This window comes from Rhizobium sp. P38BS-XIX, from assembly GCF_012641435.1.
Lineage (GTDB): Bacteria > Pseudomonadota > Alphaproteobacteria > Rhizobiales > Rhizobiaceae > Rhizobium.
Genome location: NZ_JABAIJ010000001.1, coordinates 1,497,923 through 1,518,556, shown reverse-complemented (window position 1 = coordinate 1,518,556; position 20,634 = coordinate 1,497,923). Strand labels below are relative to the sequence as shown.

The 20,634-nt window shown below is 58.5% G+C and carries 26 protein-coding genes; 20 read left to right on the top strand and 6 right to left on the bottom strand.

Annotated elements, in window-relative coordinates; all coding sequences use genetic code 11:
- The first annotated feature begins 442 nt into the window (after nt 1–442).
- The 3 genes from HGP17_RS07345 to HGP17_RS07335 all read left to right on the top strand — a co-directional run bounded on the left by HGP17_RS07345 (nt 443) and on the right by HGP17_RS07335 (nt 4,964).
- Nucleotides 443–1,162, top strand: coding sequence for a TfuA-like protein (locus tag HGP17_RS07345; RefSeq protein ID WP_168807313.1), 720 nt, complete (start codon nt 443–445; stop codon nt 1,160–1,162).
- A 688-nt stretch (nt 1,163–1,850) separates the two neighbouring features.
- Complete coding sequence (locus HGP17_RS07340; protein WP_168807311.1) at nt 1,851–3,611, top strand: ABC transporter permease subunit; 1,761 nt, start codon at nt 1,851–1,853, stop codon at nt 3,609–3,611.
- A 21-nt stretch (nt 3,612–3,632) separates the two neighbouring features.
- Nucleotides 3,633–4,964: a nitrate/sulfonate/bicarbonate ABC transporter ATP-binding protein gene (locus tag HGP17_RS07335; protein WP_168807309.1), complete on the top strand. Its 1,332-nt coding sequence runs from the start codon at nt 3,633–3,635 to the stop codon at nt 4,962–4,964.
- 97 nt (nt 4,965–5,061) lie between these two features.
- Here HGP17_RS07335 and HGP17_RS07330 read toward each other — a convergent pair whose 3' ends face one another.
- Complete coding sequence (locus tag HGP17_RS07330) at nt 5,062–5,469, bottom strand: hypothetical protein (RefSeq protein ID WP_168807307.1); 408 nt, start codon at nt 5,467–5,469, stop codon at nt 5,062–5,064.
- A 19-nt stretch (nt 5,470–5,488) separates the two neighbouring features.
- On the opposite strand from HGP17_RS07330, the gene HGP17_RS07325 reads away from it, so the two are divergent.
- The 3 genes from HGP17_RS07325 to HGP17_RS07315 all read left to right on the top strand — a co-directional run bounded on the left by HGP17_RS07325 (nt 5,489) and on the right by HGP17_RS07315 (nt 8,039).
- Nucleotides 5,489–6,190 carry an MgtC/SapB family protein gene (locus HGP17_RS07325; protein WP_168807305.1) on the top strand — a complete coding sequence of 234 codons (702 nt, stop codon included), beginning with the start codon at nt 5,489–5,491 and terminating at the stop codon, nt 6,188–6,190.
- Nucleotides 6,191–6,305: 115 nt separating this feature from the next.
- Nucleotides 6,306–7,370 (top strand): ATP-binding protein, encoded by a 1,065-nt coding sequence (locus HGP17_RS07320; RefSeq protein ID WP_168807303.1) that lies wholly within the window; start codon nt 6,306–6,308, stop codon nt 7,368–7,370.
- A gap of 3 nt (nt 7,371–7,373) precedes the next feature.
- A complete protein-coding gene (locus tag HGP17_RS07315; RefSeq protein ID WP_168807301.1) occupies nt 7,374–8,039 on the top strand; it encodes a response regulator transcription factor in 666 nt (221 codons plus the stop codon).
- A gap of 72 nt (nt 8,040–8,111) precedes the next feature.
- Here HGP17_RS07315 and HGP17_RS07310 read toward each other — a convergent pair whose 3' ends face one another.
- The 3 genes from HGP17_RS07310 to HGP17_RS07300 form a co-directional block, all read right to left on the bottom strand.
- Nucleotides 8,112–8,495 carry a DUF4440 domain-containing protein gene (locus tag HGP17_RS07310; RefSeq protein WP_168807299.1) on the bottom strand — a complete coding sequence of 128 codons (384 nt, stop codon included), beginning with the start codon at nt 8,493–8,495 and terminating at the stop codon, nt 8,112–8,114.
- Between the two features lie 70 nt (nt 8,496–8,565).
- Nucleotides 8,566–8,946 carry a hypothetical protein gene (locus tag HGP17_RS07305; protein WP_168807297.1) on the bottom strand — a complete coding sequence of 127 codons (381 nt, stop codon included), beginning with the start codon at nt 8,944–8,946 and terminating at the stop codon, nt 8,566–8,568.
- A 311-nt stretch (nt 8,947–9,257) separates the two neighbouring features.
- The gene (locus HGP17_RS07300) at nt 9,258–10,046 is read right to left on the bottom strand and encodes a LexA family transcriptional regulator (protein WP_168807295.1); all 789 of its coding nucleotides are present in this window, start codon (nt 10,044–10,046) and stop codon (nt 9,258–9,260) included.
- A 335-nt stretch (nt 10,047–10,381) separates the two neighbouring features.
- On the opposite strand from HGP17_RS07300, the gene HGP17_RS07295 reads away from it, so the two are divergent.
- The 4 genes from HGP17_RS07295 to HGP17_RS07280 all read left to right on the top strand — a co-directional run bounded on the left by HGP17_RS07295 (nt 10,382) and on the right by HGP17_RS07280 (nt 12,056).
- Nucleotides 10,382–10,564, top strand: a complete 183-nt coding sequence (locus tag HGP17_RS07295) for a hypothetical protein (protein WP_168807293.1) — start codon at nt 10,382–10,384, stop codon at nt 10,562–10,564.
- Between the two features lie 108 nt (nt 10,565–10,672).
- Entirely contained in the window at nt 10,673–10,948 is a 276-nt protein-coding gene (locus HGP17_RS07290; RefSeq protein ID WP_168807291.1) for a hypothetical protein, read from the top strand.
- A 51-nt stretch (nt 10,949–10,999) separates the two neighbouring features.
- Nucleotides 11,000–11,416 (top strand): hypothetical protein, encoded by a 417-nt coding sequence (locus tag HGP17_RS07285; protein WP_168807289.1) that lies wholly within the window; start codon nt 11,000–11,002, stop codon nt 11,414–11,416.
- Entirely contained in the window at nt 11,391–12,056 is a 666-nt protein-coding gene (locus HGP17_RS07280) for a DUF6362 family protein (protein ID WP_168808134.1), read from the top strand. Before HGP17_RS07285 ends, HGP17_RS07280 begins: the two co-directional genes overlap by 26 nt.
- A 46-nt stretch (nt 12,057–12,102) precedes the next feature.
- Here the strand turns inward: HGP17_RS07280 and HGP17_RS07275 are convergent, their stop codons facing one another.
- Nucleotides 12,103–12,789, bottom strand: a complete 687-nt coding sequence (locus HGP17_RS07275; protein ID WP_168807287.1) for a 50S ribosomal protein L11 methyltransferase — start codon at nt 12,787–12,789, stop codon at nt 12,103–12,105.
- Between the two features lie 213 nt (nt 12,790–13,002).
- Complete coding sequence (locus tag HGP17_RS07270) at nt 13,003–13,191, bottom strand: hypothetical protein (protein ID WP_168807285.1); 189 nt, start codon at nt 13,189–13,191, stop codon at nt 13,003–13,005.
- Between HGP17_RS07270 and HGP17_RS07265 the strand changes: the two genes are divergently transcribed.
- The 10 genes from HGP17_RS07265 to HGP17_RS07220 all read left to right on the top strand — a co-directional run bounded on the left by HGP17_RS07265 (nt 13,190) and on the right by HGP17_RS07220 (nt 20,615).
- Nucleotides 13,190–13,537, top strand: a complete 348-nt coding sequence (locus HGP17_RS07265; RefSeq protein ID WP_168807283.1) for a hypothetical protein — start codon at nt 13,190–13,192, stop codon at nt 13,535–13,537. The two genes, HGP17_RS07270 and HGP17_RS07265, sit on opposite strands and share 2 nt — an antisense overlap.
- Nucleotides 13,497–14,978 (top strand): phage terminase large subunit, encoded by a 1,482-nt coding sequence (gene terL / locus HGP17_RS07260; RefSeq protein WP_205925800.1) that lies wholly within the window; start codon nt 13,497–13,499, stop codon nt 14,976–14,978. Before HGP17_RS07265 ends, terL begins: the two co-directional genes overlap by 41 nt.
- A 48-nt stretch (nt 14,979–15,026) precedes the next feature.
- Nucleotides 15,027–16,388, top strand: coding sequence for a phage portal protein (locus tag HGP17_RS07255; protein WP_168807281.1), 1,362 nt, complete (start codon nt 15,027–15,029; stop codon nt 16,386–16,388).
- 78 nt (nt 16,389–16,466) lie between these two features.
- Complete coding sequence (locus tag HGP17_RS07250) at nt 16,467–17,582, top strand: DUF2213 domain-containing protein (protein WP_168807279.1); 1,116 nt, start codon at nt 16,467–16,469, stop codon at nt 17,580–17,582.
- A 27-nt stretch (nt 17,583–17,609) separates the two neighbouring features.
- A complete protein-coding gene (locus HGP17_RS07245; RefSeq protein ID WP_168807278.1) occupies nt 17,610–18,080 on the top strand; it encodes a DUF2190 family protein in 471 nt (156 codons plus the stop codon).
- Nucleotides 18,081–18,083: 3 nt separating this feature from the next.
- On the top strand, nt 18,084–19,052 hold the full coding sequence (locus tag HGP17_RS07240) for a DUF2184 domain-containing protein (RefSeq protein WP_168807276.1): 969 nt from the start codon (nt 18,084–18,086) through the stop codon (nt 19,050–19,052).
- Between the two features lie 71 nt (nt 19,053–19,123).
- The gene (locus HGP17_RS07235; protein ID WP_168807274.1) at nt 19,124–19,621 is read left to right on the top strand and encodes a DnaT-like ssDNA-binding protein; all 498 of its coding nucleotides are present in this window, start codon (nt 19,124–19,126) and stop codon (nt 19,619–19,621) included.
- Nucleotides 19,621–19,977 (top strand): hypothetical protein, encoded by a 357-nt coding sequence (locus HGP17_RS07230; protein ID WP_168807272.1) that lies wholly within the window; start codon nt 19,621–19,623, stop codon nt 19,975–19,977. The genes HGP17_RS07235 and HGP17_RS07230 overlap by 1 nt, the downstream gene beginning before the upstream one ends.
- Nucleotides 19,974–20,201 carry a hypothetical protein gene (locus tag HGP17_RS07225; RefSeq protein ID WP_168807270.1) on the top strand — a complete coding sequence of 76 codons (228 nt, stop codon included), beginning with the start codon at nt 19,974–19,976 and terminating at the stop codon, nt 20,199–20,201. Before HGP17_RS07230 ends, HGP17_RS07225 begins: the two co-directional genes overlap by 4 nt.
- Nucleotides 20,202–20,222: 21 nt before the next feature.
- On the top strand, nt 20,223–20,615 hold the full coding sequence (locus HGP17_RS07220) for an HK97 gp10 family phage protein (protein WP_168807269.1): 393 nt from the start codon (nt 20,223–20,225) through the stop codon (nt 20,613–20,615).
- Nucleotides 20,616–20,634 lie beyond the last annotated feature (19 nt).

The following is a 20,634-nucleotide window of genomic DNA, read 5'->3' as shown; positions in this document are numbered from 1 at the left end:
GCGAGTTTGCGAGGTCGCCCTCACTCCATAAAAATCGCGCAATGCTTGTTCTGCTGGCATGTTTTCTTTCAGCTGTAAGTAGATATGCCAGTATCAATAGTGCTTTTTCCGGGAATGCTACCGAATGTTCCTCTTCATCCAGAAGAGCGATCTCTCCAAATGTTTTGAGTAAAAATTGCATCGCACCTTCTATATTGTTTTACATATGTAAGGGCCGCCATCTTGGGGCGTTTCGGCTATTTGGAGGCTGGCAGGGACCGGATGGCGAATGAAACTCGTCCTATATTTTTGCGACAAGGCGTGATTAATTGCAACTCGACTATTCGCAGTTCTGTATTTTCGAAGATGTTATTGTGTAAAATTTCAATGACACGATGAAATTTGAACGGAATCCGAAGGCAACGCTCGACGCGTGCGTCGAGGGAAAGATTCCGAGGTCATTATGAAAGTGATTTTTGCGGGTCCAACCCTTCATGGGACGAATCAGCCGTTCGATGCCGGCTACAAATTGCGGCCGCCCGCAAAGCAGGGCGATTTTTTCAAGGCCGTCGAAGATGGTGCCAATGTCATTGGTGTGATCGATGGGGTCTACGAATATGTGCCCGCGATCTGGCACAAGGAGATCCTCGACGGTCTGGCGCGAGGGGTGCAGGTTTTCGGGGCTGCGAGCATGGGAGCCCTGCGAGCGGCCGAGTGCGCAGCCTTCGGGATGATCGGCATTGGCAAGATTTACGCCGACTACGCCAATGGTGTGTTGGAGGATGACGCCGATGTCGCGCAGTCGCATGGGCCGGCGGAGCTCGGGTTTCTTCCGTTGAGCGAGCCCTTGGTCAATGTTCGAGCCACCCTTGCCGAATGCCTTCATCGCGAAGCGATCACCAAAGCCGAGCATGATCGTCTGTTGGAAGCGGCGAGGGGGATCTTTTTCAAAGATCGAACATACAAGAAGATTGTACAGTCATGCTTTCCGGAGGAAAGCCGCTCAGCCGAGCTGTTGAGGACATTGCGGGAAAATTCGGTCAATCAAAAGCTTATCGATGCACGGCTTCTGATCAATGCCGTGGTTGCCGCTGAGGATCGTCGCGTTGATACCAAGCCTGATTGGGCCTTCGAGGCAACGAGCTTATGGCGCCGGGCGTTTCCGTCTTCTTGTGTCAACTAAGTCTCCATAGCGTGCATCTTTGCCAAACCCTTCCGCGCCTTCATTTTTCAAGGTTTGCTGCAGGCGCGGCGATCGCCAGAACCCCTGACCTATACTTTGGTATAATTGCACTGCACCATCGCTCGATTGACCCCTTCCGGCGGCTGTGACAATACGGCCTTGCCTGCGCAACATGATGCGATGGCTAACGAAACAACAGATCAAGACACCAATGGACAGTTACCCTAGTCGCTGTCCGGCTGTAGCTATGCGCTGCATCCGGATGGTTACCCCAATAACCTGGACCGCTATCGGCACTTGCCGGGCGAGCGACGGTCGGGCCTAGCCTGTCCGGCTCGCCTCCGGATCTGCCGATCGGCGGACCGTGGAGGTGAGTCATGAACAACATCGTTCTTTTCCGCGGGCGTTCGTCCGCAATCAAGTTTTCCGCAGTGCAGGCTCTGCCGGCCAAGGTCATTTCGCCTTCGTTCGTGCGCGCCGCATCCCCCCAGCGCTCGCGCCTGGCACACCAATCCGATGACGGGGAAGCTGGAGTGCTTCTGGACCACGGAACGTGTCGCTGTCTCCGATGAAGGCGACAGTCATCAGGCGGCCTGAGCTCCTCCTATAAGCACGCGCCGTCCGGTTGCCGATCTCTTCGTCAACCGGCGACCCGTTATTCATAACATCCTGTTTTCAAGGAGTTATCATGGTTTTCCTTGCCAATGATCGACGCGAGCGCAGTGCCGTAGCCGCGTTGGCGGGTGCACGCATCCTGCCGAACGGCTACGATCTTGCCGCCTTCGCCTTCATCGTGGCCGTCGCCTATCTCACTCTTCATGGGTTGAGCGAGATGCGCGCGCCGCTGTCAGGGCTTTCCACGGCGCCGATCTCGCTCAATCCGGCCTATCTGCCTGAATATGCACTGCGCACAACGCTGCGCATGATGGCAGCGATCGTCGCATCCCTCATCTTCACTTTCGTGGTGGCAACACTTGCCGCCAAGAGCCGCCGCGCCGAGAAGATCATCATCCCGGCACTTGACATCCTGCAATCGGTGCCGGTGCTCGGCTTCCTGACCTTTACCGTGACCTTCTTCATGGGGCTGTTTCCAGGAAGCCAGCTTGGCGCGGAGTGTGCGTCGATCTTTGCGATTTTCACCAGCCAGGCCTGGAACATGGCATTCTCCTTTTATCAATCGCTGCGGACCGTGCCGCGCGATCTCGATGAGGTCAGCCGTGGTTTCGGATTGACCGCCTGGCAGCGTTTCTGGCGGCTGGAGGCTCCCTTTGCCGCGCCCGGTCTCGTCTGGAATACGATGATGTCGATGTCCGGCGGCTGGTTCTTCGTGGTCGCTTCGGAGGCGATTACAGTCGGCGATACCACCGTGCAGCTTCCGGGTCTGGGCTCTTGGCTGGCCGTTGCCATCGACAAACAGGATTTTGTGGCTGTGGGTTGGGCCGTACTTGCGATGGCCGTGGTCATCCTCCTCTACGATCAACTGCTGTTCCGACCGATCGTCGCCTGGGCGGACAAGTTTCGCTTCGAGCAAACGGCCGGCCAACAGAAGCCGCGCTCCTGGGTCTATTCGCTTGTGCGTCGCACACGCCTTCTGAAGTATGCGATGGCACCCTTTGCCGCAGTTTGGGGCAGGTTGCTGCTCGTGCGTCTGTCTCCGGTGTCGAAGGCGGTCGCAACGACGGGGAACGAGGGGCGGGGTGTCAGCAGGGTCATGGACTATTGCTGGTATGCTCTGATTGCAGCCGTCGGTGTCTGGAGCATCTGGGATATCGTGTCTTATCTCAGCCAGACGCTGTCCTGGGGAGATGTCCGGATCGCTTTTGCCGGTGGTTTCGTGACGCTCATTCGGGTTGCGGTTCTGATTGCGATTGCCAGCGTGATCTGGGTTCCACTCGGCGTCTGGATCGGTCTTCGGCCAGCCGTTGCAGAGCGGGTTCAGCCTCTCGCTCAGTTCCTTGCCGCGTTTCCGGCCAACGTTCTGTTTCCGGTAGCGGTGATCGCAATCGTTGCCACCGGTGCAAGCCCCAACATCTGGCTATCGCCACTGATGGTGCTGGGAACGCAGTGGTACATCCTCTTCAATGTGATCGCCGGCGCAAGTGCGTTTCCGACGGATCTGCGGGAGGCATCGGCGGTGTATCGGCTGGGGTCGTGGACCTGGTGGAGACGCGCAATACTGCCCGGGATCTTTCCGTACTACGTCACGGGGGCGCTGACAGCGTCCGGTGGCTCCTGGAATGCAAGCATCGTCGCTGAACTTGCCAGCTGGGGAAACACGAAACTCGAAGCCTTCGGGCTGGGATCCTACATCGCCAAGGCGACGGAGGCAGGCGATTTTCCACGCGTCATCCTCGGCATCGTCGTCATGTCGGTTTTCGTTACTCTTTTCAACAGAACGCTCTGGCGACCGCTCTACGTCTTTGCAGAACGTCGCTTGCGCCTCGATTAATCACCTATCGGAGACATGAACATGGAAAACGCTGTCATCTCCAAGAAGCTCGATATTGCCCGGAACGCACCGCTGGTGCTGGCCAACAAGGTAGGGCAAACCTATGACAAGGGCGCTTCCGGCTCGCTGGTCGTGCTTGAGAATGTCGATCTGCAGCTCTATCCCAACGAGATCGTCGGATTGCTCGGCCGCTCCGGATCCGGCAAGTCCACGCTGCTGCGCGCGATTGCCGGGCTTATTCGTCCGAGCAATGGCGAGATCACTTTCGCAGGCCGGCCGGTGAACGGTCCCAATTCCGATGTTGCCGTCGTCTTTCAAAGTTTTGCCTTGTTTCCCTGGCTGACGGTGCTGCAGAATGTCGAGCTTGGTCTCGAAGCGCAGGGCGTCGCTTCCTCGGAGCGGCGCAAGCGGGCGCTCGCCGCAATCGACCTGATCGGCCTCGATGGTTTCGAGAGCGCATATCCGAAGGAACTGTCCGGCGGCATGCGCCAGCGTGTCGGTCTTGCGCGCGCGCTTGTCGTTCGGCCGAAAGTTTTGCTGATGGACGAGCCTTTCTCGGCCCTTGACGTGCTGACGGCCGAAACGCTCCGCACCGACCTGCTCGACCTGTGGTGCGAAGGGCGGATGCCGATCGATTCCGTGCTGATGGTCACGCACAACATCGAGGAGGCCGTTCTCATGTGCGATCGGATCCTGATTTCCGGATCGAATCCCGGCCGGGTGATCGCGGAAATCCATGTGGATCTGCCGCAGCCGCGTAACCGTCTCGATCCGGCATTCCGCATGCTGGTCGAGGACATCTATGCGCGGATGACGGTCAGAGCAGGAGCGCCGACCCGCGAAGGTATGTTTCCAGGTACAGGCATCGCCATGGCTTTGCCGCGTGTCTCGACCAACCTGATGTCCGGTCTCATCGAGGCCGTTGCCGGGGAGCCCTATCGCGGCCAGGCCGATCTGCCGCCATTGGCAGCACATCTGCATCTTGATGTCGATGATCTCTTTCCGATCGCCGAAACGCTTCAGCTTATGCGTTTCGCCGATCTCGAGGGAGGCGATATCAAGTTGACGGCTCCCGGACTGCGCTTCTTCGACAGCGATGTCGATGAACGCAAACGGCTCTTCGAGCAGCATCTGGCAAGCTATGTTCCGTTGGCTGCCCATATCCGGCGCGTTCTCGACGAGCGCCCGACGCATCGTGCTCCTGCGCGTCGTTTTCGAGACGAACTCGAAGACTACATGTCGGAGGATTATGCCGACACCACCATCAAGGCGGTGACGAACTGGGCGCGTTATGCCGAGTACTTCGCCTATGATGAAAGTGCCGATCTTTTCACGCTGGAGAATCCAAGTTGAAACGCGACCTAGCAATGGACGCTCCAAGATTGCCGCCCGCTGAGGCGGCAATCGACCCCCTCATATTTTCAGATTTGATAGCCAGCCACGGCAGGACCTAGCGCATGAGTTCCCGCAGATCGTCATTGTGACGATCTGCGCTCGCGCAGCCTGCATGGCTGCGGGACGGATCATGATGCCCAGAGACAATGAAGAACGCGGCCGCCTCCTGGAGGCCCGCAGCAAGAGCAATCGAAACAGGCGTAGTGCCGAGACGTTCCGTTTTCGAGGTCCGGAGAAGAATTCCAAGGCGCGAATGATGCGCTTGAAGGATCGCGCCGGTCTGCTGGCCATGCTGGTTTTGCTTTGGGGCGCCCATGTGCTCATGCGCCTGGCTACGCGCCTTTTTTTCCGTGGTTTCCTGTCTGCCAATCATACGCGAAGGCTCCTTCGCTGCGCAGCTTGGCTCAACAGGAAAAGCCTCTCCGTTCTCAGGGAGCGCCAACGCCGCCGTCTTTTCAATCACTATGCCGGAAACGACAACGATGACCGTAGGACTTGATCAGATCGCGCTCAATCTGGGGAGTGCTTTTGCGTTTGGCGCCATTATCGGCTTTGAGCGGCAATGGCGACAGCGGCTTGCTGGTCTGAGGACGAATACGCTCGTCGCGCTGGGTGCGGCCATATATGTGAGCTTCGCCAGCCTCTTTCCGGGGGATGGGAGCCCGACGCGGGTTGCGGCGCAGGTAGTTTCCGGAATTGGCTTTCTCGGCGCCGGCGTCATCTTCAAGGAAGGGCTCAACGTTCGTGGTCTCAACACCGCCGCGACGCTTTGGTGTTCCGCCGCTGTCGGACTTGTAGCCGGAGCCGGTTATCCTCTGCACGGTCTGATCGCGACGGGATTCGTCATTCTGGTCAATCTGGCTCTTCGCCCTTTAATGCAGCTCATTGCCCGGCAGTCCATCGCAACCACAGAGCTGATTGTTCGCTACACGGTGACAGCGGTTTGCCGAAACGCGGGTGAGGCGCATGTTCGCGCGTTGATGCTTCAGGGGTTGGGTGCCGCCAGGCTTCACCTTCTGCAGCTCGACAGCGTCAACATCGAGGACAGCGATCGGGTCGAAGTCACATCGATCGTGACTGCCGATCATCGTCAAGATGCCGCTCTCGAACAGATGGTCGGGCGCCTCAGCCTCGAACCTTTGGTGACCGCCGCGCGCTGGCGCGTGGAGGCCGTCGTTGAATAGAAATCGGCGTGGTATGTCCGAGGCTGAAGCAGACTGCGGTTGTTTTCAGATTAGGGCTCAGGCAGTTTGCCTTTGGCTTGGATGCGTGCAGAAACGCGATGCGAGGACGGACGGCATGAGGCGTGAGTTTCTGAAGTATCTGTTTGAAATGCCGCTGCTTTGGCTGGGCATTGCGGTACTTGCCGGGCTTATCTTCATCGGCGACACCATCACGGATCTGGAGATCGCTTTCGCGGTTCTCTATGTCTCGGTGATCTTGCTATCCGTTTACTCGGGGCGAACGGGAGCCATAGCCGTCGTCGGCATCGCCTGCGCTGCCCTGACGATACTGAGTTATTTTCTGACGCGACATGGCGCCTCGCAGGCCGGCCTCTTCAACGGCATCCTCAGTCTGATTGCGATCGGCGCGACGACTTACCTTGCGATTAAAATCGAAAAATCGGATGCGACGGCAAGGCAGGCACAGTCCGAGCTTGCGCGCATGTCGCGCCTGATGATTGTCGGCGAGCTTGGAACATCGATTGCACATGAGGTCAGCCAACCAATCACCGCGATCGCGGCCAATGGTAATGCTGCGCTTCGATGGCTGGCAGCGACGCCACCCGATCAGCATGAGGCGCGCCGCGCCATCGAGCGGATCGTGACGGATGCCGGGCGGGCAGGGGATGTCATCACCCGTGTTCGCAGGCTTGTCGCGCAATCTTCCCCTTCGCGCGATATGTGCGATCTTGTTGAAGTCATTACCGATGTCCTCGAACTGGTGCGCAGCGAGGTTCGAAAAGGACAAATCCTTCTTCGTGCCGAACTGGATACCGAGTTGCCGCTCGTCTCAGGCGATCGTGTGCAGCTTCAGCAAGTGATCCTCAACTTCATCATGAACGCCATAGAAGCTTTGGCGGATGTGGAGGCTGGCACGCGCGAGCTGCTGGTCAGCGCGGCCGCCGCCGAAAACCGGATCACGGTCAGTGTCCGTGACAGTGGCGTCGGCGTGCCGCCAGCAATGATTGAGAGAATATTCGAGGCGTTCTACACGACCAAGCCTAACGGTATGGGCATGGGGCTTGCCATCAGTCGATCGATCATCGAAGCGCATGGTGGTAAAGTCTACGCGGCACCGAATTTTCCACATGGAACCGTATTCGGCTTCACGTTGCCGATCACGGGAGAGACGCGAGGTTAAGGGATGGAGGGACCGAGACCGGCGGTTTACGTGATCGACGATGATCTATCGGTGCGCGAGGGGCTGGATAGTCTGCTGCGCTCTGTTGGATATGACGCGCGCTGTTTTGCCTCGCCGAGGGATTTCCTCGCACATTCTCGTTCACAAGGTCCCGCTTGCATTGTCCTCGATGTGAGAATGCCTGACGCAAGCGGTCTCGATTTTCAGGACGAGCTTGTGCGGGCAGGCGGCCACGTGATGCCGATCATCTTTCTCACCGGCCACGGAGATGTGCCCATGTCCGTCAGAGCGATGAAAGCAGGTGCGGTTGAATTTCTCTTGAAGCCCTTTCGGGAGCAGGATCTCCTGGATGCGATCCGGCAGGCGCTCGAAATTGATCGTTCGCGTCTTCAGAAAGAAGCCGCATCAATCGATTTGCAAGAGCGTTTCGCATCGCTGACGTCACGCGAGCGCGAGGTGATGGCGCTTGTTGCTCGTGGTTTGCTGAACAAGCAAATTGCCGCCGACATCGGTTTGAGCGAGATCACGGTCAAAGTGCATCGCGGCCAGGTCATGCGCAAGATGCAGGCGGACACGGCCGCCGATCTCATCAGGATGGCCGATAGTCTTGGCTTGTCTGACATGGCTGTCGGCGGCAAAGCGACAGGGCCGGCATCCCCACGACGTTAGCCCTGACGATTAACAACAGCCAGACTGCAGTCGTTTGACAGCGGAGCCGCTCCCGTATTTATCATTTACCAATCAGGGCCGTGGCGCCGTCGGCGTGCCCTGATGAAATATCATTTGCCAACGGCCATCGATGCGCTGCCAAATCGAGCTGCGCAGAACGTGCCGTGGAATACTTTCATCAATGGTGCGATAGGTTACGAGCACGACATCTGGTGAAATCGCACGGAACGCATAATCGCTTGCAATCACTGGCGGAGAGGCTGGGTCCGGACTTTCTGCCGCCAGAAGTGCGATGAGATCGTCCTTGTCATCATAGACCGTGCCCGAGCTGCCGAATTCGACAAAGCCATGGGCCAGAAGGTTCTCGACCGTTTCCTTTGATTGTCGGATTTCCGGACGGTGCAGTCTTTCCTCCAGCAACCGAATTTGCGTTAGCTCTTCCTGGGAAACTTCCATGGCGATTGCAGCCTCCGTCTACGTTGATTTGGATGCTTTCCGTGTATCACGCGCCTTCAAAGGCACGTGCCTATGCCACAGCTATGAAAACCTGCTCTCGCTGCATTTTAAAGGCCCGATCACAGGCGAGCTCTTTGAATTGTTCCAGTTCGCTGGCGAATAGCTCGGCAGCGTGACGACCGGACAATGTTTTGTCATCTTCGATGACGGCGGCTATGCGGCGAAAAAGTTCGGACTCGAAGCTTGTGATGCTCTGCGTTGGTCTTACCAGCCGCGCACCACCATCAAGTCGAATGGCCGACACATAAAACTCATCCTCGTAGTCCGGGCTTGCCGATGTCAGTTCCGCGTGTCCGTAGAGCAGCAAGCCGGATTCCCATCGATCGCAGACGGAAATTTGCAGTTCATCGAATGAATATTCGCAGGAGAAAGCCGTGTTGTAAAACGTCATCCTCTCACCTCCCTAAGCGATAGCGATTGTGAGGCAACGTCATCCCTAGGTTTGGTGGTGTTTCAAGCGGTTGCTGGCTTCCTTGGAACAACATCTGTTTTACAGGCATCAGCGATCTTCTCCGTTTAGTATCGGTCGTCTGTTCGGTTTCGCTGACTTCGCGCAAGGCTTTCGTCTTGTCCGGGCTCATTCCGTTCAGTGCCAACCGGCTCTATTTGAGAGGATCTCATTAAACATAATATATGTCAACATTTTTTATGTTGTTCATGGTCGCGATTAAACCCAGATCATGTTTAGGCAGAATCGGCTGGTTATTTGCGAGCAATGTGTCCGCAAATGCGGCCAATGATCGTCAGGCGCTCGAGCTCGACGGTGAATGTTTCTAGCGCAGGATTGTCCGAGATGATCCTGACTTCTCCTGGATGTGAGAAAGGCACGCGCTGAAGGCGTTTGATCTGCGGTTCCGAATATCCGTCGCTGATGGCATAAACGGTGTCCGTGGTCATCTGATTTTGCGAGAGATCGACGATCACACGATCGCCCGGCATATAGGTGGGCTGCATGGAGTCGCCAATCACTTCCATAATGATCGTGTGGCTCGGTGATGCCTTCGCCTCGTTCCTTAGATATCCCGTCGGAATAAGCCATTCGGCGACGATCTTGTGACCGGCAACATTGCCTGATCCGACTGGCAAATTAATAACTTCGCCCACTATGCCGCTGCCGGCGCCCAGCTTGACGTCCACTTCCGGCGTTGCCCCGGCAATCTGCGGCTGCCAATGCTCACGGCTGTAGCTGAGTTCTTCACCGGTCTCGGCAAAACCGTCGTGATCCTGTTCGTCCGGATCGAAGGACGTGACGATGTTCGGCGTTGTGCGGGGCATCTTGTTTGGACCTTCCCCCGTGAGGAGGTAGCCCGCGGTTGTGCCAAACTTTTTGGCGTAACGGTTCGCGATTTCCGTGTTGAATTCGTTCTGACCGTTTTCGTGAGCGCGATAAGTTGAGAGGCTCACCCCGAGCGCTTCTGCAGCCTTCGTCGCTGATGAATAGTTTGCGGCTTCGCGCGCCGCCTTCAATCGTTCGCCCATGGATCTTTGCATTTTCCGACCCTTGCAAAATTTATGACATAAATCATGTTGACATACTCATCTTTATCAACATAATTAGTGTTTATCAAGGTGCCTGTCGTTCATTTCGCGATGAACCCGGGTGGAGAGCTTGGAGATAACGATATGGACGCGAACAGAAGAGGTGGCAGATCAAATTCCAACGCAGGCTATTTCGATCGTTTCTGGGGCTGCCCGGCCTGTCAGCGTGCTTTGTCCATCGCGGAAATCATCGAGAACCATTGTGAGGGCTGCGATTCTTCCGTGCAGCCTTTGGAGATGACGGAGCTCAAATTCGCCGATGATGTGTCTACGCAGGAGAGGCCGGCATGAGCGAAATGCTTCAGGGCCTTCTGGCTTGTATCGGGGCCGCGGTCTTTTTCGCAGTCATGCTGGCTGCGATGAAATCCATGTTCCGGAGGGTATCATCCGTTGATGGTGAACAATCCGGGGCACCGGAAGGTGACCAGATTCATTTTCAAATGGTCGGAAAAAGCGCCGGCCAAAAATGACGCCGATACGTCCGCCGAGGCATCGCTGACGGCGACTGGCATCGTGCCATCAAGCAACAAACAACGATCAAACAAGCAGACTTGGCCATCCCGGCCAGAGGAGATTCTATGAACAAATTTCAAATCGGAACAGAGGCAGTAGTTGGCGGTCACCTCGGGTGGATTCGCAAGGTACATCGCGCAACGAACGAGATCCTCAAGGATGGCCACGGCGAGCCGATCGTCTTTGCAACGCCGGACGCGGCAAAGGCTGCCGCCGGCGAGGCGATGGTTGCCTATCTCAACACGCCGATGCTGCGTGATGGGGCGAGGGTGGAGGCGATCTCCAAAGCCGAAGCTTTCTTCAAGCCCGGATCCGCTTTGACGGTCGGGACCGGTGCCTGATCGATACGCGACCGGCCAACCCATGCTGTCATGAAAGGAGTTGAGAGATCCATGACCAAAGGCAAGCTTGATCTTCTTCTCGATGGCCTCGGCATCAAGCTCGTTCCCGTGCACCGTCGGCGTGCACCGGCGCAGAGCCATGCGCGTGGCACCATGCAGGAAATACGGGGGCGTTACGGCGATGGGCATCTGGTCTTTGTGCTGCGCTGCATTCGCCAGACGGGACAAAACCGCGATGAACTTTGGTCGGATACGATCGGTGCTGTCTCTGACGTTTTGGCGCAACGACAGGATTGGGCGCTTCAGCGCCCCGGCGATCTGCTCGGTGCCTTCGATGATATCGCGCTCGCTTCGCTTCGTCTTGATGCCGTGGCGAGGCGGCCTTGGCCGGTTCGCGCGACGCTGCGGACCATGATCTACTGGGAATTGGAGAGACGACTTGATGCAACGGCCCGCCTCGCAGTTTGACGGTCTATCCCATCGCGCGGCACAAGTTGCCGATTTGAGTTTGCTCGTCCGCGCTCGTTTCGTGGAGGCGGCGGACACGATGGTCCATCTCGATGTTCGCGGGGTGCGCCCGGACAGGATGCGTACACTCTGGCCGGATACGCTGCCGGAGCCGACGGATCAGGCGGATATTCGCGTTCGTTATCGGCCAAGTGCTGCGGCCATCAGTCGTGCGGAAGAAGTGTTGCAGGAATGGCTGCGGCTTCACGTCAAGTGTGAGGAGCATCGTATTCTGCTGTCCCGATGGTCTGTTTGCTTGGCAGCTCCCCGTGTTGCCGGATCCTTTCGGGATTTTTGTGGACGGACAGGTCGCGTGAGACGCACGGCAGAACGGCGCATCAAAAGCGAATTTCAAAACCTCGCTGGCGTGCTGCTTGCAATCTCGCCGTCTCCGCAGGAACCTGACTGGTCGCGCATATCGTCGATGATGCCGAATTCGGCCTCCAGCCTCGAACGGACAAAACCGCAAACGCCAAAACATGAAAAGTACTGGCTGCCGGAAGATGCGCGGCCGGTTTTCGATGCCGCAAATCCCGACCTTGCCGAACTCGCCAAACGACTGGAGCGGGCAAATCGCAGACGTGCCAAGCTGAAGGTTTGAGATTGATAGCGATTGTGGTCCGAGCCCGCATGCCGCTACTCTCGCTTTAGATAACGTCACCGTATGGGGATGTGCGGCTTTCAAAGGCGAAGACGCCGCTTTGCCTTGTGTTTCCCGGTTCCTCGCCAAAGTCGACCATTGAATACTCGGCCAATAGCCGAAGTCTCGATGTCGGCAGATGCGTTCGCCACGGATCGCCTATCAAAACCGTCAAGCCTTTTTCAAGGCAGCGATCCAGAAAACCGCTAACCTGGTTTGCGAGATCGGCCTCATAGAAGAGATCACCGACGCAAATGATATCGACCATGGGTGGCTGATCCGTGGTCAGGTCACCGAGCACAGTCTCGATCTCGACGGCATTGCGACACGCATTCAGCTCGATTGCAGCCATGGCATAGGGATCGATGTCGGCCGCCAGGACTTTAGCGGCGCCTGCCTTTGCTGCAGCAATTCCCACTATGCCTGAACCCGAACCGAGATCGAGTACGCGCTGGCCGCTGACGGTCTCTGGTCTGTCGAAAAGATAGCGCGCCATCACCAAGCCTCCTCCCCAGAAATGCGCCCAATAGGGCGACCCGAAATGTGGATCTCTCTCCGCAAGGTGCCGCAGCCCGCTCTTGGGGCCTGCTTTATGCAGGAGAATCTCCGGAACATCTGGAGGTCTCTCCACCGGAAGATTGGCTGCAATGAACTGCTGCACCCAGTCGAGATCGACGGTGTTGATTTTGTTCATCCGCGCGATCTTCTTTCGCATTGTTTACGTCTTCCACCCATTAGAGCGTCGGAAATTTAAGCCTTGCCAAAGTATGGCATGTAGCAGCTTGAAGTCCTGAGCCTGCCAAGCGCGTTTGAGCCTTCGAAATCAAGGAGCATGAGCCGGCCGGAACCTAATATCGATCGTTTCGTCGGACGCCAGGTTTTCATATTTGGAAGTCATTTCAATATATTAGCAGGCCATTTCGTCAAGGTCCCGATTCCTTGCAGCATCTTTGCCGATCAAGGGTGTCGCCAAAAGCGCCGGAATGGGGTATTCATTTTGGCATGATAAGAACAGTTGCAGCGATGCACTGTTGACCGCAAGCGCTGTTTCGAGCGGCTTGTATTCTTTCGAAACCTCATCGGAAATTTCAAGCATGTCCAATGCCGACAAGCCGGTCGCGCAGCGCAAGCCGCGTGCGCGCCGAGGTAAGGTCGTTCCAGACGGCGACACGCCGCTCGATTATATGTTGAAGGTTATGCGGGATGACGAGGCGGATCAGAAGCGTCGCGACGAGATGGCGAAGATCGCCGCCTCTTACGTTCATCAAAAGCCAAGCGAGCGGCAGGGTGCCGGAGCCAAGAGTGGCCGGGACCTCGCGATCGATCTAACCAATGCAACGGATGAGCAGCTTGCCATACTCGAATCCCTCTTCGGCCCGCTTGCCGGATCCGGTGACGATAATGGCGGCGATCCGGGAGGAGCAGGCGAAGCGGACAGCTGATCGCGAACGCGCCGAGCTGGCTCGAAAGATTGCTTCGAATGCCAAGCGCATACGGGCCAATTGCCAATCCTTGAGCGGTTTTGTGCGCGAGGCCTGGCATGTGGTTGAGCCCTCCGCAGATTATGTTCATGGCTGGCATATCGATGCAATCTGCCGCCATCTTGAGGCTGTGACATCGGGAGAAATCACGCGACTGCTGATCAATGTGCCGCCCGGCACGATGAAGTCGCTTCTCTGCGGCGTCTTCTGGCCGGCATGGGAGTGGGGGCCAAAAGACAGGCCGCAAATGCGCTATCTCGGCGCATCCTATTCTGAGCATTACGCAAAACGTGACAACAGGCGTATGCGCGATCTCGTTGCCTCCGAATGGTATCAGGCTCTTTGGGGTGACAGGGTCAAGCTGACGCGAACCGGCGAAATGGCATTTGCGAATACCCGCACGGGCTCAAGGCAAGGCGTTCCATTCTCGAGACTGACGGGTGGTCGCGGCGATCGCGTCATCATTGACGATCCGCATTCGGTCGATGGGGCGGAATCGGAAGCGGAGCGTCTCTCGACGGTTCGCACATTTCGTGAATCGGTGCCGACCCGCCTGAACGACCCGCAACGTTCGGCCATCGTCGTTGTGATGCAGCGTCTGCACGAGGCCGATGTCTCCGGCACCATTCTGGCACTTGGGCTCGGCTACGAGCACCTGATGCTGCCGATGGAATTCGAGCCGGAGCGTCGTTGTCGAACGTCGATCGGCTTTGCCGATCCGAGGACGGAAGAGGGAGAGCTGCTCTTTCCGCAGCGGTTCCCTCGCGCGGTCGTGGAGCGGGACAAGATACCGCTCGGTTCCTATGCCGTGGCTGGTCAGTTTCAGCAGCGGCCTTCGCCGCGTTCTGGTGGCCTGTTTCAGCGTGGCGATTTCGAAATCATCGAGGCGGTGCCGTCGGGCGCAAAGCGTTGCCGCGCATGGGATTTCGCGGCTTCACGGGCACGCCCGGGCCGTCAGCCAGACTGGACCGTGGGTCTTCGCCTGGCATGGGTGGGCGGCGTTTTTTATGTCGAGACCATCATTCGCGGACGTTGGACGCCGGCTGAGGTGGAGCGCAATTTGAAAGCCGCGGCATCGCAAGATGGGCCAACCGTAACGGTCCGTATGCCGCAGGACCCCGGCGCGGCCGGGAAGGCCGATGCGGAAACGAAAATCAAACTGCTCGCGGGCTTTCCTGTGAAAGCCATATCTCCAACTGGTGATAAGGCGACGCGCGCAAAGCCTGCTTCGGCACAGGCCGAGGCGGGCAACGTCAAGCTGTTGCGTGGAAACTGGAACGAAGCATTTCTGGATGAAGTTTGCGCCTTTCCGAACGCCCAGTTCGACGATCAGGTTGATGCCTTTGCAGATGCCCTGAATGAGCTAGCGCTGAACTCATCCTTCAGCTTCCAGAATTTCTAGACTCGCGAACGCGGGTCCTTTCGTCAAATCGCTATCAAAGGACAATCCATGGGGCAGGTATTCTCGATGGTTCGCGACGGCTTGGTGAGCCTTGCATCCCGCATGGGCACCGAACGCGACAAGGCAGCATCCGTTTTTTACACGCAGCCGATCCTGACGGACGAGCAAATCATTGCCGCCTATCGCGGGTCGTGGCTGCCGCGCAAGATCGTCGATATTCCGGCGCTGGATAGCTGCCGGAAATGGCGAAACTGGCAGGCTGCGAGCGATCAGATCGGATTGATTGATGCCGAGGAGCGCCGGCTCAATCTGCGCGGCAAAGTGCTGGAAGCATCGACTAAGGCGCGTCTCTTCGGTGGCGCCGCCTTGTTCATCGGATCTGAGGACGCCGATCCGGCATTGCCGCTCGAAATGGAGCGGGTTGGAAAGGGCGGTCTCAGACACCTCACGATGCTGACACGCCGCCAACTCTCTGCTGGCGATATCGACAGCGATCCGACTTCGGAATGGTACGGCAAGCCGAAATTCTACACGCTGACTGGCGCTAATGGGTCCCAAGTGACCATCCATCCATCGCGGCTTGTCATCTTCAAGGGCGCGATGACGCCCGTCGAAGAGTTTGGCGGGTTGGGCAATCATGCCTGGGGTGAAAGCGTGCTGGCCGCGACATTCGATGCAATCAAGAACGCCGACAGTACCGCCGCCAATATCGCCAGCCTCGTTTTCGAGGCGAAAATCGATATCATCAAGGTCCCGCAGTTCTCGGCCAATATCGGCAATCAGGCCTATGAAGATGCCGTGCTGCGCCGCTATGCGCTCGCCAACACGATCAAGGGGGTCAACGGCACGCTGATCCTCGACGCCGAAGAGGAATATGACAGCAAGAGCGCGCCGCTCTCCGGTCTCACCGATATTCTGATGGCTTTCCTGCAGATCGTCGCCGGCGCGGCAGACATTCCAGTCACCAGGCTGCTCGGTCAATCGCCAGCCGGCCTGAATGCAACCGGCACGGCCGACATGAAGAACTATCACGACCGTATCCAGGCGATCCAGGAACTCGATTATACGCCGGCAATGTCCCGGCTCGACGAATGTCTCATCCGCTCCGCCACAGGTAGCCGCGATCCCGCGATCTATTCGACCTGGGCGCCACTGGAGCAGATGAGCGAGAAGGAGCGGGCCGATATTTTCAAGACAAAAGCGGAGGCGGCGCGAGCCCTGTTCGGCTCCGCATCGGGAGAGGAGATCATTCCTCGCCCGGCACTCTCGGAAGCTCTACTGAACGCCTTTGTGGAGGATGGGTCGCTGCCGGGATTGGAAGCGGCGGCAAAGGCCACGGATCAACTGGACGAGGATCTCGAGCATCCCAAGATGGGCTCTGACGCGAGCCAACGATCCGCTGCCGTGTAGTCGCCAATAGATCCGTTTCGCCAAGGTGGAGCGGCTTTCACCCGAACCAGATCGGCTTCGGCCAGGAGAAATCCCAACATGAATTTCACAGACACTGTCACCGTCGCGGGGACGCGGCGGACCGGGGACGGCTATCTTGTCGCTGACGCGCGCATTGCCCGCACCGGTATTCAAACCTATGCCGGCGCCGAGATCGGCAGGCCCGAGATGCCCACAGTTCGGATCTATCGGCCAGGTGGCGAAGTCTTTTCCGAAGACACGCTCAAGAGTGCCGCTCACCGACCGGTGACAAATGAGCATCCCCCTGAAATGGTCACCTCGGAAAACTGGAAGAAGTATGCCGTCGGCCAGACCGGGGACGAGATTGCCGGCGAGGGCATCTTTCTGCGCGTGCCGCTGATGGTCAGCGACGAGGACACGATCCAGGCGATCGAAAGCGGCAAGCAGGAGCTTTCTGCCGGCTATGTCTGTGATGTTGATTTTACGGCCGGCATGACGCCTTCAGGCGAAGCCTATGACGCCATCCAGCGAAATATTCGCATCAACCATATCGCCATTGTGCGCCGTGGCCGTGCGGGCTCGAAAGTCCGCATCGGCGACGCAGCCGCACCGTGGGGCTGCTCTCCTCTCGCAGCCCCACGCCCCCTTTCCAATGACAAGCAAAGCAAGGAAGGAATGATGTCCACGAAGACGATCATGATCGACGGCATCGAGGTCCAAGTCTCCGATCAGGCCGCAGAAATCATCATGACATTGCGGCAGCGCCTTGCCGATACGGAGGCAGGCCATCAAAAGGCTATCGCGATCCGCGATGCCGAACTCGATACAATGAAAGCCGCTCTTCTCGACGAGTCGGAGGTTGAGCGCCGCGCGGAGGCGCGCGCCGATCTGATCGGTCTTGCCAAGGCGATTGCCGAGAACGTCCAGACATCCGGCCTTTCGGACTCTGCAATCCGTAAGGCGGTCGTGATCGCCAAGGTAGGCGAGGGCGCAGTCGAGGGCCGTTCGGGCGCTTACATCGATGCGCGCTTCGACATGCTGGCCGAAGGGCTACGCAGGAAGCCGGATCTTTTTGCCGAGGCCATCAAGGACGGCATCAATCCAACGCGGCCGTCCACATCCCCAGCCTTTGCCGCTTACGCCGCCATGGTGCGCGATCTCGAGAGCGCGCATCTGGCCGCTAATCCCTCTTAACCAGGTCAACGAAAAGGAGACGCTTCAATGGCGACTTATCAGACCACCTATGGAAACGCTCCTCGGAAGGGCCTGCACGGGCAGATCGCTTCTGAGGAAAAGGCCAACAAGATCAGCCGCACGGTTGAAACCACCGCCGGCATCAAGTTCGGCCAGCCTGTTCAGCGCGGCGTTGCCGATCATGGCGTTGCGCCCTTTGCCACGGGTGGCAAGTTCATCGGTATCGCCGTGCTGACGCCGAACGTACTGCCCGATGTCGCTCCGGCCGGCGGCTATGCGCAGTTCGTCACCGGCGCATTCCTGACCTCGGGTCAGATGTATGTGCGGGCCGGCGGCGCGGTCTCGGATGGCGATGCCGTCTATTACAACCCGACGACTGACGCCTACTTCAACGCAGCCGGCGCCGGCATCGTCGGTCCCATTCCCGATTGTTTCTTCGACACGAGCGGCAGCAACGGCGACATCGTCGAGATCTCGCTCAAGCACAGGAGCGCCTAATTTATGAATCAGTTCGTTCGACAGCAGTTTGCCGACGCCCAGGCCGCTTATTCTTTTGTCATTGCGCAGGGGCGCAATATCGAAACGCGCATCTACCAGCGCCGCTATCCGACCTTCAATTACGGCCTCCATGTTCCGGTCGTCACCGAAGGCAATGAATGGGCTTCCGGCACGACCTTCTTCACCGTCGACAGCGCTGGCGAGGCCAAGTTCCTCTCGTCCGCCGGCACGGACATGCCGTTCAACCAGTCGACCCGCGACAGCGCCAGCCACGATTTCGCAATGCTCGGCTCCGGTTGGGAGTGGAACCTCGAAGAGGTCAACCAGGCTGCGCTCTACAATCTCGATCTCAACGCCTCCAACGCCATTTTCGCCGCCGATAAGATCGAGCGCCTGCTCAATTCCGTCGCCATGATCGGCTCGACGGAAAAGGGTTGGACCGGTTTCGTCAACGATCCGAAGGTGTCGCGCGCCGATGTCGCTGCCGATGGTACGGGCGGCACGACCCACTGGTCCGCTAAGACGGCCGATCAGATCCTGCGCGATGTCAACGATCTTATCGGCGGCGTTCGGCAGCGGACGGGAGAAGTCGAGTGGATCGACAGCCTGCGCCTGCCGCCGGAAGCCTTCCGCCTGATTGCCACCAAGCGGCTTGCCGACGGTGACGGCTACATCACGGTGCTGGAATTCCTGCGTCGCGGCAATGTCTACACGGCCGAGACCGGCCAGCCGCTCGACATCCAGCCGCTACGCGAGCTTGCGACGGCATCGCAGGATGGCGGCGGCCGTATGGTCGTCTATCGGCGTGATCCGGAGGTGCTGCGCTTCCATCTGCCGATGCCGCGCCGCGTGCTGCAGCCGCGCCAGAAGTCGATCATGAGCTTCGAGACCGGCATCATCGCTCGCACCGGCGGCACCGAAGTGCGCCTGCCGGCGGCCATGGCTTACGGTGACGAGATCACGACTGCCTGAGGCCGAGCTCCCTCTCTCCGTTTCATGCGGGGAGAGGGTTTTTGTTTCCAACGATCGACATCGGAGCTTTCATGTTCGCTTCCTCTTACGGCACGCTTGCTGCCGCCGATGCCTATTGTGCCGATCGCGGCAAGGTGGGCTGGGCTACTGCGAGCGATAGCGATCGTCTGGCGGCGCTGGTGCGCGGATCGCAGGCGATCGATGCTCTGTACGAGCCGAGATTCACCGGCCGGCGGGCTGGCGGCTACGATCAGGTGCTCTCCTGGCCGCGCAGCGGCGCAACGACGGTCAATGGCGAGCCGATCACTGAGAACACATTGCCGCTCGCCGTGACCTATGCGGCTTATGAAGCGGCGGCATTGGAGCTTTCGGAACCCGGCAGCCTGACGCCGGTTATCGTTGCCGCTCGCACGGTCAAGCGCGAGAAGGTGGGGCCGCTCGAGACGGAATATGCCGTCGCCGATACCAGCGACGACATGATCGCCTCCGCAAGGCCGGTGCTGACCATGCTTGACGGGCTGCTCTACCCACTCCTGCGCCCGGTGCTGCCGGGCATTCTGGTGGTGTGATGGTTGCTTTCGATTACGACAGGACTCGAGCGACCGCGGCGCGGCTGATCGCCAGGTTCGGCCAGAAAGGCAGTCTGCGGCGCATCACGAATACGGGGCCGGACTATGATCCAGTGCAGACGAGCGAGGATTTTGACTGTTCGCTCGTCGATCTCGATCAGAGCCAGGCGCATGTCGCCGATACGCTGATCCAGCGCGGAGATCGGATGGTTTATCTCTCGACTGAGGGGCTATCGATTACGCCGATGCTGTCCGACAGGTTGCTCATCGGCGGCGTCGAGCATGCGATCGTCGATATCCAGCCGCTGTCGCCGGGTGGGACTGTCGTGTTTTGGCAGGTACAGGTGCGGCGATGACGGCGATTGTTCGTTTCAAGACGATCCTGACGCTTTGGCTGCTGTCGCGGGTCATCCTGCTGCTGAACCGGGTTTCACCATTGCCGGGGATTGAAAAGAGCGGCGGGACGAAGGCCGAATCCCAAGCTATCCGGCCTGCGGTTCGCGCCCGTTACGGCCATCTCACCCTTCTGAATTTCGAGCGGCGTGGCTCTTCACCGGGTGACGCCGCGGATGATGCATAACCGTATCAAGGGGCAATCGACATGGCTTCTTCGAATTTCTCCGCTGATATCGCCGCCTGGGCCGAGCGGACCAAGACGCGCATGGAAGAGGTGGTGAACCTCTCCGCGCAGCGGCTGGCCGAGGCGATCGTCGAGGCGACGCCTGCGGTATCAGGCGAGCTTACTAATTCCTTTCGGGTTTCCGCCGCGCCGCTGCAAAGCGGGGATGCGGAGGGTGCAGATGAGGGCCAATCGGTCGATCTGGCCGGCCTCGGCGTGCCGCTGGGCGGTTTGATCCATCTGGGCTTCACCGCCTCCCATGCCGCCGAAGTCGAATATGGCAAGGATGGTCAGGCGGGGCAGGGCATGGTGCGGCTCGCGGCACAGACATGGCCTGACATTGTCGCGAGCGTTGCGCGCGACACGACGGACTGATCGCTCGAAATTTCAAACA